A 13,741-nucleotide genomic window follows, 5' to 3' on the forward strand; every position below is an offset into this window, starting at 1 on the left:
CAGATGCCCGGCCTTTTTCTATGCCAAGCTGCGGGCGAGCGCGCAGAAGGCTTCCAGCCCGATCTCCTCGGCGCGGGCGGTTGGCGCGATACCTGCGGCGTTCAGCTTCCCCTCGATATCCGGGTGCAACCCCTTCAGGGCGCTGCGCAGCATCTTCCGTCGCTGGTTGAAAGCGGCGGCGACGACGCGGGACAGGATTTCGGCATCGGCAGGGAAGCGCGGCGCGGGCAGGGCGGTCAACTGGACCACGGCGGAGTGAACCTTCGGCGCAGGAACAAAAGCCTCGGGCGGCAGGGACATCACGATTTTTGCGTCGCTGCGCCATTGGGCCAGAACCGCCAGCCGCCCATAGGCCTTGGAGCCGGGTTGCGCCACGATACGCTCTGCCACTTCGCGCTGAAACATGAGGGTCAGCGTTTCCCAGAAGGGCGGCCATTCGGCGGGTGTCAGCCAGCGGATCAGCAACTCGGTCCCGACATTATACGGCAGATTTGCCGCGATCCGGATCGGCGGGGTCAGATGCGCCAGCGGATCGATGTCGAGCGCGTCACCGTGGATCACAGTCAGCCGCCCCGGATAGGCGGCGGCGATCTCCGCCAGGGCGGGCAGGGCGCGGGCGTCCTTCTCAATCGCAAGCACATGGCGCGCGCCCTCGGCAAGAAGTCCGCGCGTCAGCCCGCCCGGGCCGGGACCGATTTCCAGCACGTCGCTGCCGCTCAGATCGCCCGCTTGCCGTGCGATCTTGCTGGTCAGGTTCAGGTCGAGCAGGAAGTTCTGGCCAAGCTGCTTCTTCGCGCGCAGATCGTGGGTCGCGATGACCTCCCGCAGGGGGGGCAGGCCGTCAATGGCACTCATGCGGTGCCCCGCGTCCGGGCGAGTTCCCATGCCATCCGCAATGCGGCAATGGCGCTTTCCGCGTCGGCCTGTCCCGTGCCAGCGATGTCGAAGGCGGTGCCGTGATCGGGGGAGGTGCGGATGAAAGGCAGGCCAAGCGTGACATTGACCCCGCCCGCGAAATCCAGCGTCTTGACCGGGATCAGGGCCTGATCGTGATAGGTGCAGATCGCGACGTCATAGCGGCGTCTGGCCGGGGCGTGAAACATCGTATCCGCAGGCAGCGGCCCGGTGATCCGCAGGCCCTCGGTTCGCAACCTTTCGATGAGGGGGGCGATCCATTCCAGCTCCTCGCGGCCCATTGCCCCGCCCTCGCCCGCATGGGGGTTGAGACCGGCGACGGCGATGCGCGGCTCCGTTATCCCGAAATCGCGGATGATGGCGTCGTGGGTGACGCGGATGGCGGTGTCCAGTGTCTGCTCAGTAAGCTGTTCGGGGACATCGGCAAGCGCGATATGGATTGTCGCTGGAACCACCCGGCAAGGTGGATCGACGCTGGTGGAAGCAAGCATCATCACCACATCCACGCCCCCCGCCAGATGGGCGAGAAACTCTGTATGGCCGGGGAAGGGGAAGCCTGCCCCGTCCTTGAGCGCCTTCTTGTTGATCGGCAAGGTGCAGATCCCGGCGGCGTCGCCCGTCATGGCCAGCGAAACCGCCCGCTCGATCACCTCGATCACGCCGCGTGCATTGGCCGGCTGGGGCTTGCCGGGCGGGTTGGGCGCGGCGAAGTCGTGGCGCAGAACCGGCAGCTTGCCGTTTGGAAGGCTGCGCAGATCCGTCACCTCCGCCCAGTCGGTTCCGTCGGGCAAATGGCGCGGATCACCCAGCCAGACCAACGGCACATCTGCGTCGATCAGCCGGGGCGCGATTTCCGGGCCGACCCCCGCAGGCTCGCCACAGGTCACGATGATCGGATGCGTCACCCCTAGTTCCGCCGGATCACCGCGTCGGCGCGCAGCTCCGCCAGATAGGCGTCGGCGGCGAGGCTGACTTTGCGGTTGAAAATCTGCTCGCGCACCGCATCACGCTGGGGCAGCGCATTCGGATCGGCTTCCGTTACGGTCTCGCCATCGGTCGCGGCAGAGGCGACCGGCCCGGCATCCAGCCCGGCCAGCAGCGCCGGGGTCCGCTCACACAGCATCACCACATCTGCCGCGGCTCCACGACCGATCACAGTCGCCTCGTTCTCGTCCAGCGTTGCCAGCCGTACCGCGACATCGGCGAAAATCGCACCTTGCGAGGCCGTGCGCCGCTGCACCTGCTCGTCCGGCAAGGAAGCCGCCATTTCATAAAGCGTTCCGCAGGAGGTCGCGCGGGCGGCGGCGTTCTGGGCCTCCGCAAGGGAAGCGAATGTGACGGTCAGATAATCAAGCTGCTGTTCTTTCGCACCCGGACGCAACTCGCCCTGAGTGTCGCGCAGATAGAACAGGACCACGGCCCCCGGAACCGTCAGCGGCGGCGTCATCTGGCCGGGTTGCAGGCCAAGGATGATCGGGCGCAGGCTGGGCGGCATATTCTCGACGCTCATCCATTCGAGCCGTCCGCCGCGATCACGCGATGGCGTGGCGGAATACTGGCGCGCGAAGGCCGCAAATGCGCCCTCGCTGGTAGCTTCGCGGGTGACCTGTTCGGCGCGGGACATTGCGGCGCTTTCCTGACCCGGCGGGGCGGGGATGATCAGCTCGGACAGAAGCACCTGGATCACGCGTGGGGTCTCGATCACCCGTTTCATGGCCTGTTCGACCTCGGCATCGCTGACCGAGATGCCGGGGACGATCCGCGCCCGGACAACGGCGCGCCATGCCACGCCGGCCTTGACGAAATCGCGATAGGCCTGCCGTCCGACGCCGTTTTGTTCGAGAAGCTGGATAAACTCACCCGTTGTCAGCCCGGCACGTCCGGCGAATTCCGCCAGCCCCTCTTCCAGCCCGACATCGCTGACCTCGATCCCGATCTCGCGCGCCGCGGCAATGCGAAGACGGTCTTCGATGAGCGCCTTTTCCGCCGCCGCGCTGCCGGTTTCGGGGGAGTTGAGCACCTGCATGAAGCGGATACGCTGGTCGATCTCGTACTGGGTCACGACCGAGTTGTTGACATAAACCACGGGCGAAAAATCCTGCGCAGCAAGCGGAGCCGAGACCCCGGCACCAAGCCCGGCTGCGAGCGTCACGGAAAGAAGAAACTGCCGCATGAAATCATGCCCCCTTTGAATTTTGCGCCAATCTAGCGCAAGCAGCTTCGGCGCGCCACACTGCCCTTGCCTGCAGGCTGCCTGCCGAAGCCGCCAAGCCGGACCGACAGGTCGATGTCGGTTTCCGGGTCGACCTTCTCGGTATCGGTGAAGCGCCGGTTCACCTCCAGCTCCGCGCTGATGCATTCGTTGCGATAGGCGATGCCGAAACCGGCCCGCTGTGCCCGGTTCGCCTCCAGATCATGCCGCGTCGTGGCGCTGGCCCACCATCCATCAGCGATCTGCCAGCCGATTTCGCCGGTCAGTTCGGACAGATCCTTGTCGCGATCCTCGAACCGGTCGGCCTCCATCCACAGATAGCCCATGCTGAGTTGCAGGCCCGGACGCGCCCAGCCGATGCGCAGTTCGTCGCGGCTGATCTCGAAATCGTCATCCAGAAGCGCGCGGTTGGCGATGCTCAGACCCGAATTGCTGGCATAATGCGCCGCCATCAGCCAGTCGGAGCGGCTGCCGCGCAATGACATCGGCGTGTCGGCGTCGTCGCCCTCATCCTTGCGATAGACCCTGCCGCCTGCGAGCGACAGTGACCAGCCGGTTGGGTCGAAGCGCGTCCATGTCACGCCGAGATTGGCGCGCAGCCCGGATTCGCGCGCGTCCCAGCCCGGATAGCGGGAGAGGGAGAACAGATTGCCCTCGTCAAATTCGATCTGGCGGCTGTCCTCGTTCGGGATGTCGTCATCGTCGTCATCCTCCGGCGACCAGGCGAGTTGTATGACGGGTTCCAGCATATACGACGCATAACGGTCGCCGCCGGTCAGCGGATAGCGCAGCTCTGCCGATAACCAGGGGGTCGTTCGTGCCGCCGTGTTCGGGTAGCGGTCATCGTCGCGAATGGAATAGAAATCGGCACTCAGCCCTGCAGCCCCGGTCGCGACGAACCCGCCGGGCAGGATCTGCGTCCGGTTCCAGTCGAATGCGACAGATGCGCGGGCGACATCCCGGCCCACGATATTTTCGCCGGAGGGGCGCCTGTGGGCGTGGGTCGACCATTCCAGTTCCGCATTGCCGCCCGCCAACTGCCAGCGTTGCGCCCACATTGTGTCCGCAATCTGAGCGGGCGAGGTGACGTTATCCTCGTCATCGCGCAGCGAGTGATAATTCCCGGCCCGCGCCCAGACCAGCTTGTCTTTGCTGACCCGGACCAGCGTCAGCCCGCTCCACAGGCGGTCGGCATCGGTAATGTCGTAATCCAGCAGATAGCCGTCATCGGAGGCCATCTGCACTTGCAGGCCCAGCTCATAGCCGCGCGGCAACTCCCATTTAGCGGCACCGAACAGATATCCCCGTGTCTCGCCATCGCGGATGTCATCGCGCGTGATTGCGCCGTTCCATTCCATCGCACCATTCCAGAACGCCTGACGGTAGCGGGCCATCAGCGTGGCGGTGTAGGAGGCGGACAGGTAAGGTGTCAGGGTCACATCGGCATGTGGCCCGAGCGGCCTGAAATAGGGGACCATAACCCCGAAGCCGAGATTCGAGGTCGTCCGCACCCGTGGCCTGAGGAACCCCGACAACCGATCGACCGTCGGATCGGGGGCGCGGACGGTGCCGGGCCATGCGGCGACCGGCAGGCCGAAAGCGCGAAGCTGGGGATGTTCGAAAATCAGCGTGTTCTGCTCATTGTCATGGGTGATTCGCCGCGCCCGTACCTCCCATAAAGGCGTCGGGTCTTCGGCGCAGATCCGGCAGGAGGAGGCGACGACGTTGTTCAGCGTGGTGTAGCGCCCGCTATCGGACAGGATCACCTCTTTCGCCGCCAACTGCATTTCGCGCGCCAGCACCAGCCGGGCGCCGCGCAGCAGGCCCTCGCGCAGATCCTGGCTAAGCTGCGCCTGATCGGCGATCAGGATGGCGTCATCGTCGTTGTCGGAAAGGCCGGGGCGGGTCAGGTGGATGGGGCCGGTGATGGTCATGTCGCCGGTGCCGCCATCATAGCTGACCCGATCCGCCACCAGACGCGCGCCCTGATACCACACGACGACCCCGCCGGACGCGGTCAGGGTGCGGTCGCCCGACAAGGTGATGTAGTCGGCCAGAAGCGTCGCCGACCCGCCGTCATCGCCGACATCCTCGCCGGAAATGGTCACATCCTGGCGCGGCGGACGGACCGTGCTGGTCAGTTTGCTCAGCTCGGTGCCGTCTGCGTAAGGCGCATTGCTGTCGATATCCTCGGTCGGGGCGAGGGCAGGACCATCCGCGCCGTCATATGAGGAATGCGTCACCCACCACGGTTCAGGCGGCAGATCCTGCGCCAGCACGGGCGTTGCGGTGCTGCCGATGCAGAGCAGTATCACGGTCAGGCGGCGCATCATCCGTCCTCTAAACTCAGCAGGATCCCGACGGCGAACAGGATCGCGACCAGTGGCGGCGCCCAGCCTGCGAGTGCCGGCGGAACCCCCGCATTCTCACCCAGAACCTGCGCCATGCTGCGCAGGAAGAACAAGCCCAGACCGGCGGCAAATGCCCCCAGCACCAGCCCGCCGGTCTTGCGCCCGCGCATATGCCGCATCGTGAAGACCGAGGCAATCAGCACCATTGCCGCCAGCATCAGCGGCAGCGCCAGTTCCATTTGCAGCCAGACCTGATGACGCAGCGCGGAGAACCCCGCCCGTTTCAGCCCGGCGATATATTTCGGCAACTCCCAGATCGGGATCGCTTGCGGGCTGCCGAAGCCGTCCCGGATCCGCTCGGCGGTCAGGTCGGTTGGCAGGATCAGGGATTTCAGCGCCCTCGCATCCGCCTCCGGATTGGCATCGGTAAGCTGCCATTCCTTCACCTTGGTGAGTTTCCATTCGCCATCGGTCAACTCCGCCTGTGCAGCTTCGATGCGTGTGGCAGGCCCGGTCTGCGGCTCGAAGATGATGAAACTCGCGCCGTAAAGCGTGGTGGCGTCGGGGCTGGTGCGGGCGGCGCGGATCATCATCTGCGCCTCGCTTTCGCCAAGCCCCTGCCGCAACCAGACGGAGTCGTTGCCGAGGCTTACGGTCTGCGCGGTCCCCGATTCGATGCGGGCGACAGCGGCAGAATAGCGCGCTTCGGTCGCGGCAACGATGGGGTTCAGGATGCCCACGCAGAATATCCCGATCAGCAGCGCCATGACCGACGGGGCCATCACGCATCTGAGCGCGGAGCGGCCCGATGCGCGGATCGCCACCATCTCGGAACTGCGCGACAGGCCGAGAAACAGCATGATCCCGGCCAGCAGCGCGATCAGTGGCAGGATATTGTAGAAACTACCCGCGACCGACAGCGCCGACAGCCGCGCAGCGCCGCCGATGCTGATCCCGTCATCGGAGAAGCGGCGGATCTGTTCTACCATGTCGATCAGCAGCAGGATGGCCAGAAACACCCCGGCAAGCAGCAGAAAGGCGCGCAGATAGCGGTTCGCGATATAGCGGGCGAGGATCATGTGGCTGCCCCTGCCGCCCCGTGTCGTCGCGGTCGCCGCGCCCTTGCTGCGAGCCATAGCAGAAAGACGCAGATCAGCGCGCCTGCCGCCGATGGCAGGTAAAGCAGCGGCCACAAGGCCGGGTCTTCGCCAGCGCGGTTGGCTGTCCAGTTGGTCAGAAGCTGCACGAAGATCAGGGCCAGGATTGCCCATGTGACCTGCCGCCAGACGCCGAAGCGGGAAAACCCGCCGATCAGCAAGGTTGCAAATCCAAGCATGGCTGCAACCGGCGACAGCAGCGGTTGTGCCAGACGCTCATGCGCCTCCAGCCGGGCCCGCATGGCGGTTTCGCCAGTGGCCGCGAGCAACTCCGCATCCGGGCTGAGCAAGCGGGCGGTCGAAAAATCGCGCAGATCCCGGTCATCGGGGTCGGAGCCGCCGACGATTGCGCCGAGATCATAGGTGAGATCCTCGAACCGGGTCAGCGACAGGCGCGGCGTTTCTGCTGTCTGCCGCAATGCCTGAACCATGCCGCTGATCATGACCAGCTTCGGCCCTTCATCCGAACGCACGATAAGCGCCCGCTCGGCACTGTAGGAGGTGATGCTGTCCGGGTTGCGTGCGTCTTCCAGGAACAGCCCTTCAAGCTCCCCCTGTGGGGTGATGTCGCGAATGAACAGGGTTATCCCGCTGGCCGGGAACTGGAATACGCCAGCCTTGAGGAACTGCGCGGTGATATTCTCGGCGATCTGTTCTTCCCGCTCCGCCAGCCGTGCGCGCGCCATTGGAACGAGTGCGTGGACAAGGATCGCCACCATGACCGCGGCGATGATCCCGAACACCAGAACCGGCCGAGCCATGCGCCACGGTGACAGCCCGGCGGCTTGCATCGCCACCAGTTCGGATTCGCCCGAAAGCCGGTTGGTGCCATATGCGGTTGCCGCAAAGGCCGCGACCGGAAGCACGACGGAGATCACGAGCGGCAGGGTCAGCAAGGTGAACTCCAGCACGACAAGCGCTGTCTGGCCGTCCGCGATCAGGTTCTCGAACAGCGAGACCGCCCGGTTGACCCAGTACACCGCGACCAGCACAAGCGCGAAGAAGCCGAAGAGGATCAGCATCAACTTCAGGATATAGCGGTCGATACGGTTCATGCGCGGTCCTTCGGGCTCGCCCCTGATTAGCCGTTGATGACGCAAGGGGAAAGACCGTCGCGCTGCACTCTGGAAAAGCGGGCGGCGCGCGGCTAACTTTGCCCGCAACGAGTAAGGAGAGTTCCGTATGGCCCAGCCGGTCGAAATCCGTTTTACCGAAACCAGCATGGAAGGGATCGCTGATCGCAAAGGCCGCGTTGCCGTTATCCTCGGTGACAACGGAAAACTGCCGCCCAAGCTGCCCCGGGCGGCCCGTGCCGCCCTTGTCCGCGCCGCGGAATCGCGTGATTTCGGCAAGCTGAAACCCGGGCAGGCCCTGACGCTTGCGTATCCGGCCGGATGGCAGGCCGAATCGGTGATGCTGGTTCGCCTGCCGAAAAAGGCCGGTATGACCGAAGCCCGCAAGGCCGGTGCGGCGATTGGCGCGCAACTTGGCGATGGCGAGATGCTGGTGTTGGCCGGAAACCACGCGCAAGCGGGCGAGGTCGCGCTCGGTCTGGCGCTGCGTGGTTACGATTTTTCGGCCTACAAGACCAGGAAGGACGATGGCGGCGAAGGCGATGGCGCCGATCCCGCAAATCCGCCGCAGATGATTGCCGGAGGCGGGCAGGACAATGCCGTTCTCGGCGATGCGGCGGATGTGTCGCAGGACGGGGACAGCAACGGTGCGGATGGTCCCGATCCGGCGCGCGCGAGTGTGACCTTCATGTGTGCCAAGCCGGAGGCTTTGTCCAAGGGCGTGACGGATCAGGCTGCGGTTGCGGAAGGTGTGTTCTTCACCCGCGATCTGGTGAATGAGCCCGCAAACGTCCTGACCACCACGGATTTTGCCGACCGCCTGAAAGCGATGGAGGAGATTGGGCTGGAGGTTGACGTCCTTGAGGAGGACGAACTCGCGAAGCTCGGGATGCGCGCGCTTCTGGCAGTCGGGCAGGGCTCGGAATCGCCGTCGAAGGTGGTGGTGATGCGCTGGAATGGCGGCGCAAAGGACGACGCCCCGGTGGCTTTCGTCGGCAAGGGGGTGGTGTTCGATACCGGCGGTATCTCGATCAAGCCTGCCGCCGGGATGGAAGAGATGACGATGGATATGGGCGGCGCTGGCGTCGTGGCCGGTGTCATGCGCACCCTCGCGCTGCGTCGGGCAAAGGCCAATGTCGTCGGACTGGTCGGTCTGGTCGAGAATATGCCGGATGGCCGCGCGCAGCGACCCGGTGACATCGTGAAATCCATGAAGGGTGACACGATCGAGGTCATCAATACCGACGCCGAGGGCCGCTTGGTTCTGGCCGATGTGCTCTGGTACGCGCAGCAGGAATATCAGCCGAAAGCCGTTATCGATCTGGCGACGCTGACGGGGGCTGTCATCATCGCGCTTGGCCACGATCATGCGGGCGTTTTCTCGAATGACGACGATTTCGCCGGACAGCTTCTCAGCGCTGCCAAGGCAGAGGGGGAGGGCGCGTGGCGGCTGCCGCTCGCCACTGCCTATGACAAGCAGATCGACAGTCGGCTTGCGGATATGAAGAACACCGGCGGTCGTCCGGCAGGGTCGATCACGGCGGCGCAGTTTCTGCAGCGGTTCATCCGCAAGGACCAGCCTTGGGCGCATATCGACATTGCGGGCGTCGCATTGCCGCCATCGGCGACCGATCTGGCCCCCAAGGGCGCATCCGGTTGGGGCGTCATGACACTCAACCGCCTGATCCGCGACAATTACGAGGGCTGAGCCGGGTTTGGGCAACGCGCTATTCTATCACCTCACCCGCTCGACCGCCGAAAGGCTGCTGCCGCAGCTTCTCGGCAAGGCCATCGGGGCGGGTTGGCGTGTGGAATTGCGCGGAACCGACGCGGACCGTCTGGCGCGGCTGGATGAAGTTTTGTGGATGGGTGAGGGCTTTCTGCCGCATGGTCTGGCGGGTGGTCAGCATGATGCCCGTCAGCCGGTCTTGCTGCGCGATGCCGCCGCGCCGCCACCCGCAAATGTGCCGCAATGCCTGATCGCGCTTGACGGGGCAGAGGTCGCGGGAGAGGAGGCGGGCGCGCTGGACCGCGTCTGCGTGGTGTTCGACGGCAATGATCCGCAGGCGGTCGAGCGTGCGAGGGAGCAATGGCGCAGCCTGACCGGGGCCGGGATCATGGCGGAATACTGGTCGGAGGCGGGCGGTCGCTGGGAAAAGAAGCGCTAGCGCTCCAGAACCATCACGTCGTCTTCAAAGCTCACGCGGGCAAAGCGGCGCAGATAGGACATGCCCAGCAGAGAGATATCGAGATCGCCCTCGACCACGCTGGCGGGCACGTTTTCGTCGACAATCTCACCGATCCGGATGTGCTCGATTCTGACCGGGGCGGTATAGACGACACCGTTGGCGGTTGAGGCCATGTCGATATAGCGGAGGCTTCCTGCGTCTATGCCGATTCGTTCGGCATCGCGTCGGCGCAAGGCAATCTCGGTCGCGCCGGTGTCGATCATGAATTGCACCGGCACATCGTTCAGGTCCATCTCAATCTGGAAATGCCCGTCATGCCGCATCGGCAACTCGATGCGCCGGCCCTCGACAATCTGGCTGGGCGCGACATCGCTGCGAATATCCTCCCACAAACCGTAACCTGCCATCAGACCCAGAATGATGAGACCCCATGCCAGAAGTTGCCGCGCCGATTTTCCCGGATTGCTGCGCATCTCGACAATCAGATATCCGACAACGGCAACCAGAAGCAGAAGAAGATAGGCCAGACGCATATAGTCGCCGCTCATTGATACAGTCCCGACCCGAGCAATCCGTCTATGATGAACTGGACCGAGAGTGCGGCGAGCAACATGCCAAGCAAGCGGGTCACGACCATCGTTCCGGTCCGTCCAAGGACGCGCGAAATCGGTCCCGCGAGCATGAACAGGATCATCGCAAGCCCGAGAACCGACAACATCACCAGATGAATGATCAGGGTATGCACCGGTCCTTGCCCCGTCCCGACCAGCAGGATCATCGAGGCGAGTGCGCCCGGACCGGCCAGAAGCGGCGTTGCCAGCGGAAAGACCGAAGGATCCTGCGCATGCTGCTCCGTCTGGCCCTCCCGCCGTTCCGTCCGGCGTTCGAACAGCATGTCGAGCGCGGTCAGAAAAAGCAGGATGCCGCCGGCGATACGGAATGCGGGCAGGGAAATGCCGACTGCGGACAGGATGTTGTCCCCCGCCAGGCCGAACAATGTCAGCAGCACGGCAGAGATGAAAATCGCCCGCCAGCCGATTCGCCTGCGCTCGCTGTCGGTCATGCCGTCGGTCAGGGCAATGAACAGCGGTGCCAGCCCGACCGGGTCGATGACCACGAAAAGCGTAACGAAAGCAGTGATGATGGCTGCCAGTTCCATGCGCGCCTTATGGCCCAGTCTGTCAGCCCTGCCAAGTCGCCGATCCGGCTTGGTTTCGCAATATATTGTCAGCATTCGGGCCGGATACGCTCTTTGCAAATCCCGCCGAACACCCTAGATGTGATGCGTCACCGGGCCATCCTTGCCCGGAAGGGAGCTAGACATGCTGAATAACATCGGCCTTCCTGGCCTTCTGCTGATCGCCGTCGTTGTGCTCGTCCTGTTCGGGCGGGGCAAGGTTTCCTCACTGATGGGTGAGGTTGGCAAGGGCATCAGCTCGTTCAAGAAGGGCGTCAAGGAAGGCAGCGAAGAGGCCGAATCCGCAGGTCGCGAACTGACCGACGAGATGAAGCTGGAAGAGGCCAAGCGCGATGAAAAGCTGCGCGACGTGACGCCGGACGACCAGACCCGCGCCTGAGCCGGCTGAACGCCGCTCGTTTCGCAACGTTTTGCCTTAGAGGCGCCTGATGCTGGATATCGGCTGGAGCGAACTGCTGCTTGTTGGTGTGGTGGCGCTGATCGTTGTCGGTCCGCGCGATCTGCCGCATATGTTCCGCGCGCTCGGACGGATCACCGGCAAGGTGAGGTCGATGGCGCGTGAGTTTTCGTCGGCGATGGAGGATGCGGCCCGCGAATCGGGGCTGGATGAGGCATCGAAATCGCTGAACGACGTGCGCAAGATGACATCGAAGCGCTCGCTTGGCGTCGACGCGCTCGACCGCGCCGCCGACCGGTTCGAGAAATGGGATCCCAAGATGCCGTCTGCGCGCGCACCGGCGAAGCCGGACCCGGCGGTCGCGGACCCTGCACCTGCCGATGGCAAGACGCCCGCATCCGCGCCGATAGAGGTTGCGGAGAACACAACCGAATCTGCGGGTCAGCGGCGTCTGCACGCGATCCGGCGCAGCGACGCAAAGGACGTCTGACGTGAGTTCCGGCACCGATCCAAGGGATGAAATCGACGACAGCTCTGCCCCGCTGATCGAGCATCTGTCCGAGTTGCGGACAAGGCTGATCTGGTCGGTGCTGGCCTTCGTCGTGGCGATGGTGCTTTGCTATACGGTCTGGAACCCGATCTATAACTACCTGACCCGCCCGATCTGCTCGGCACTTGATTCACGCGGTCAGGAATGCGGGCTGATCCTGCTGAAATTGCAGGAAGGGTTCTTCGTCGCCATCCAGATCAGCTTCCTCGGCGGGTTCATTCTGGCCTTTCCGATCATCGCCTTCCAGCTTTGGCGTTTCGTCGCGCCCGGGCTTTACCGCAGTGAAAAACAGGCCTTCCTGCCGTTCCTCTTGGCATCGCCCGCGATGTTCTTCCTCGGCGCGGCCTTCGCCTATTATATCATCCTGCCGATGGCCTATGATTTCTTCCTGGGCTTCCAGCAGGGTCCGCTGACGCTGCCTGATGACCCGCAGGCCCCGGCTGAGAATACGGCAATGGCGGGGATCGTGTTTCAGGGCTCGGTGAGCGAATATCTCGCCCTGACCACGAAATTCATTCTCGCCTTCGGCCTGTCATTCCAGTTGCCGGTGGCGCTGACCTTGATGGGCAAGGCAGGTCTGGTCTCCGCCGACGGGCTAAGCAGCATGCGGAAATATGCCCTGCTGCTGATCCTCGTGCTGGCGGCGATCGTGACGCCGCCTGATGTCATCAGCCAGATCGTGCTGTTTGTGGTCGTCTATGGCTTGTACGAGATTTCCATCCAGCTTGTCCGCCGGATCGAAAAACGCCGCGACGAGGAATTGCGCGCGCAAGGGCTGCTTGACGAAGATGAATGACCAGACACTGACCCGTATCGCCGAGGCGCTGGAGCGTCTTGCGCCCGCGCCCGCACCTGCACCAAGCTTTGCCGAGGCGGACGCCTATATCTGGCACACGGACCCCGACCGGCTGGAGCCGGTGGCGAAGGTCAATCGCGTCGAACTGGCGCGTCTGGTCGGTATCGACCGCGCCCGCGACATTCTGCTGGCCAATACGCTGCAATTCGCGCGTGGACATGCGGCGAATAACGCGTTGCTTTGGGGTGCGCGCGGGATGGGGAAATCCTCGCTGGTGAAAGCCGCCCATGCCGAGGCCGTGGCGCAAGGACTGCCGCTGGTCTTGGTCGAAATCGCGCGCGAGGAACTCGGCAGTGTCGGCAGGCTGCTGTCGGTTCTGGGCGGCGCCAAGGACAAGCGCTTCCTGCTGTTTGCAGATGACCTGTCGTTCAGCCATGACGATACGCAATATAAGTCGTTGAAAGCGGTTCTGGATGGCGGCGTGGCCGGGCGGCCCGATAACGTGATCCTCTACGCAACCTCGAACCGTCGCCATCTGATGCCACGCGATATGATCGAGAATGAGCGTTCGACGGCCATTCATCCGGGCGAGGCGGTCGAGGAGAAAGTCTCGCTGTCGGATCGTTTCGGCCTGTGGCTCGGGTTCCACCCCTGCGGGCAGGACGAATATCTGGAGATGATCCGGGGATACTGCGACGCCGCGGGTCTGAATGTCGATCCCGATCAGCTTCATTCTGAGGCGATCGAGTGGCAGGCGACGCGTGGTGCGCGCTCCGGTCGTGTGGCGTGGCAGTTCTTTACCGATCTGGCCGGTCGTCACGGGGTTTCTTTGTAAAGTTTCCTTCGTTCCGTAAATTTCCCTTCAGGGAATGGGGTTGCGCGGGCTGACTGCGTCAGGCTTCA

At 64.0% G+C, this 13,741-nt stretch carries 14 protein-coding genes; 6 read left to right on the plus strand and 8 right to left on the minus strand.

Annotation, left to right across the window (positions count from 1 at the left end; translation table 11 throughout):
- Positions 1-18 precede the first annotated feature (18 nt).
- Genes rsmA through lptF form a run of 6 tightly spaced genes read right to left on the minus strand, consistent with a single transcriptional unit; the run spans position 19 to position 7,690 of the window.
- Positions 19-855, minus strand: a complete 837-nt coding sequence (gene rsmA / locus PAF12_RS00215) for a 16S rRNA (adenine(1518)-N(6)/adenine(1519)-N(6))-dimethyltransferase RsmA (protein ID WP_271108018.1) — start codon at positions 853-855, stop codon at positions 19-21.
- Positions 852-1,820 carry a 4-hydroxythreonine-4-phosphate dehydrogenase PdxA gene (gene pdxA, locus PAF12_RS00220; protein WP_271108019.1) on the minus strand — a complete coding sequence of 323 codons (969 nt, stop codon included), beginning with the start codon at positions 1,818-1,820 and terminating at the stop codon, positions 852-854. The genes rsmA and pdxA overlap by 4 nt, the downstream gene beginning before the upstream one ends.
- 2 nt (positions 1,821-1,822) lie before the next feature.
- Positions 1,823-3,088 (minus strand): peptidylprolyl isomerase, encoded by a 1,266-nt coding sequence (locus tag PAF12_RS00225; protein ID WP_271108020.1) that lies wholly within the window; start codon positions 3,086-3,088, stop codon positions 1,823-1,825.
- A 32-nt stretch (positions 3,089-3,120) separates the two neighbouring features.
- Positions 3,121-5,457 (minus strand): LPS-assembly protein LptD, encoded by a 2,337-nt coding sequence (lptD, locus tag PAF12_RS00230; RefSeq protein WP_271108021.1) that lies wholly within the window; start codon positions 5,455-5,457, stop codon positions 3,121-3,123.
- A complete protein-coding gene (gene lptG / locus PAF12_RS00235; RefSeq protein ID WP_271109613.1) occupies positions 5,457-6,557 on the minus strand; it encodes an LPS export ABC transporter permease LptG in 1,101 nt (366 codons plus the stop codon). Before lptG ends, lptD begins: the two co-directional genes overlap by 1 nt.
- Positions 6,554-7,690 (minus strand): LPS export ABC transporter permease LptF, encoded by a 1,137-nt coding sequence (lptF, locus tag PAF12_RS00240; protein ID WP_271108022.1) that lies wholly within the window; start codon positions 7,688-7,690, stop codon positions 6,554-6,556. Before lptF ends, lptG begins: the two co-directional genes overlap by 4 nt.
- A 127-nt stretch (positions 7,691-7,817) precedes the next feature.
- On the opposite strand from lptF, the gene PAF12_RS00245 reads away from it, so the two are divergent.
- Together PAF12_RS00245 and PAF12_RS00250 are read left to right on the plus strand one after the other, a co-directional pair.
- Entirely contained in the window at positions 7,818-9,416 is a 1,599-nt protein-coding gene (locus PAF12_RS00245) for a leucyl aminopeptidase (protein WP_271108023.1), read from the plus strand.
- 7 nt (positions 9,417-9,423) lie between these two features.
- Positions 9,424-9,876 (plus strand): DNA polymerase III subunit chi, encoded by a 453-nt coding sequence (locus PAF12_RS00250; protein WP_271108024.1) that lies wholly within the window; start codon positions 9,424-9,426, stop codon positions 9,874-9,876.
- Here the strand turns inward: PAF12_RS00250 and PAF12_RS00255 are convergent.
- The gene (locus PAF12_RS00255) at positions 9,873-10,445 is read right to left on the minus strand and encodes a TIGR02281 family clan AA aspartic protease (RefSeq protein WP_271108025.1); all 573 of its coding nucleotides are present in this window, start codon (positions 10,443-10,445) and stop codon (positions 9,873-9,875) included. The genes PAF12_RS00250 and PAF12_RS00255 overlap by 4 nt on opposite strands.
- Positions 10,442-11,056: a MarC family protein gene (locus tag PAF12_RS00260; protein ID WP_271108026.1), complete on the minus strand. Its 615-nt coding sequence runs from the start codon at positions 11,054-11,056 to the stop codon at positions 10,442-10,444. The genes PAF12_RS00255 and PAF12_RS00260 overlap by 4 nt, the downstream gene beginning before the upstream one ends.
- A gap of 163 nt (positions 11,057-11,219) precedes the next feature.
- On the opposite strand from PAF12_RS00260, the gene PAF12_RS00265 reads away from it, so the two are divergent.
- The 4 genes from PAF12_RS00265 to PAF12_RS00280 are packed head-to-tail and all read left to right on the plus strand — an operon-like array spanning position 11,220 to position 13,673.
- Positions 11,220-11,474 carry a twin-arginine translocase TatA/TatE family subunit gene (locus PAF12_RS00265; protein WP_271108027.1) on the plus strand — a complete coding sequence of 85 codons (255 nt, stop codon included), beginning with the start codon at positions 11,220-11,222 and terminating at the stop codon, positions 11,472-11,474.
- 49 nt (positions 11,475-11,523) lie between these two features.
- Complete coding sequence (gene tatB / locus PAF12_RS00270) at positions 11,524-11,982, plus strand: Sec-independent protein translocase protein TatB (RefSeq protein ID WP_271108028.1); 459 nt, start codon at positions 11,524-11,526, stop codon at positions 11,980-11,982.
- Between the two features lies 1 nt (position 11,983).
- Positions 11,984-12,838, plus strand: a complete 855-nt coding sequence (gene tatC, locus PAF12_RS00275; protein ID WP_271108029.1) for a twin-arginine translocase subunit TatC — start codon at positions 11,984-11,986, stop codon at positions 12,836-12,838.
- On the plus strand, positions 12,831-13,673 hold the full coding sequence (locus PAF12_RS00280) for an ATP-binding protein (RefSeq protein WP_271108030.1): 843 nt from the start codon (positions 12,831-12,833) through the stop codon (positions 13,671-13,673). Before tatC ends, PAF12_RS00280 begins: the two co-directional genes overlap by 8 nt.
- Positions 13,674-13,741: the final 68 nt, after the last annotated feature.

Source organism: Paracoccus sp. SCSIO 75233 (assembly GCF_027912675.1).
Lineage (GTDB): Bacteria > Pseudomonadota > Alphaproteobacteria > Rhodobacterales > Rhodobacteraceae > Paracoccus.

What these genes read in the sequence shown, in the direction of transcription:
- lptG (WP_271109613.1), bottom strand. Translation starts at nt 6,557, where the DNA reads ATGATCCTCGCCCGCTATATCGCGAACCGCTATCTGCGCGCCTTTCTG.
- PAF12_RS00280 (WP_271108030.1), top strand. Translation starts at nt 12,831, where the DNA reads ATGAATGACCAGACACTGACCCGTATCGCCGAGGCGCTGGAGCGTCTT.
- lptF (WP_271108022.1), bottom strand. Translation starts at nt 7,690, where the DNA reads ATGAACCGTATCGACCGCTATATCCTGAAGTTGATGCTGATCCTCTTC.
- lptD (WP_271108021.1), bottom strand. Translation starts at nt 5,457, where the DNA reads ATGCGCCGCCTGACCGTGATACTGCTCTGCATCGGCAGCACCGCAACG.
- PAF12_RS00225 (WP_271108020.1), bottom strand. Translation starts at nt 3,088, where the DNA reads ATGCGGCAGTTTCTTCTTTCCGTGACGCTCGCAGCCGGGCTTGGTGCC.
- rsmA (WP_271108018.1), bottom strand. Translation starts at nt 855, where the DNA reads ATGAGTGCCATTGACGGCCTGCCCCCCCTGCGGGAGGTCATCGCGACC.
- PAF12_RS00255 (WP_271108025.1), bottom strand. Translation starts at nt 10,445, where the DNA reads ATGAGCGGCGACTATATGCGTCTGGCCTATCTTCTTCTGCTTCTGGTT.
- tatB (WP_271108028.1), top strand. Translation starts at nt 11,524, where the DNA reads ATGCTGGATATCGGCTGGAGCGAACTGCTGCTTGTTGGTGTGGTGGCG.
- PAF12_RS00245 (WP_271108023.1), top strand. Translation starts at nt 7,818, where the DNA reads ATGGCCCAGCCGGTCGAAATCCGTTTTACCGAAACCAGCATGGAAGGG.
- PAF12_RS00260 (WP_271108026.1), bottom strand. Translation starts at nt 11,056, where the DNA reads ATGGAACTGGCAGCCATCATCACTGCTTTCGTTACGCTTTTCGTGGTC.
- PAF12_RS00265 (WP_271108027.1), top strand. Translation starts at nt 11,220, where the DNA reads ATGCTGAATAACATCGGCCTTCCTGGCCTTCTGCTGATCGCCGTCGTT.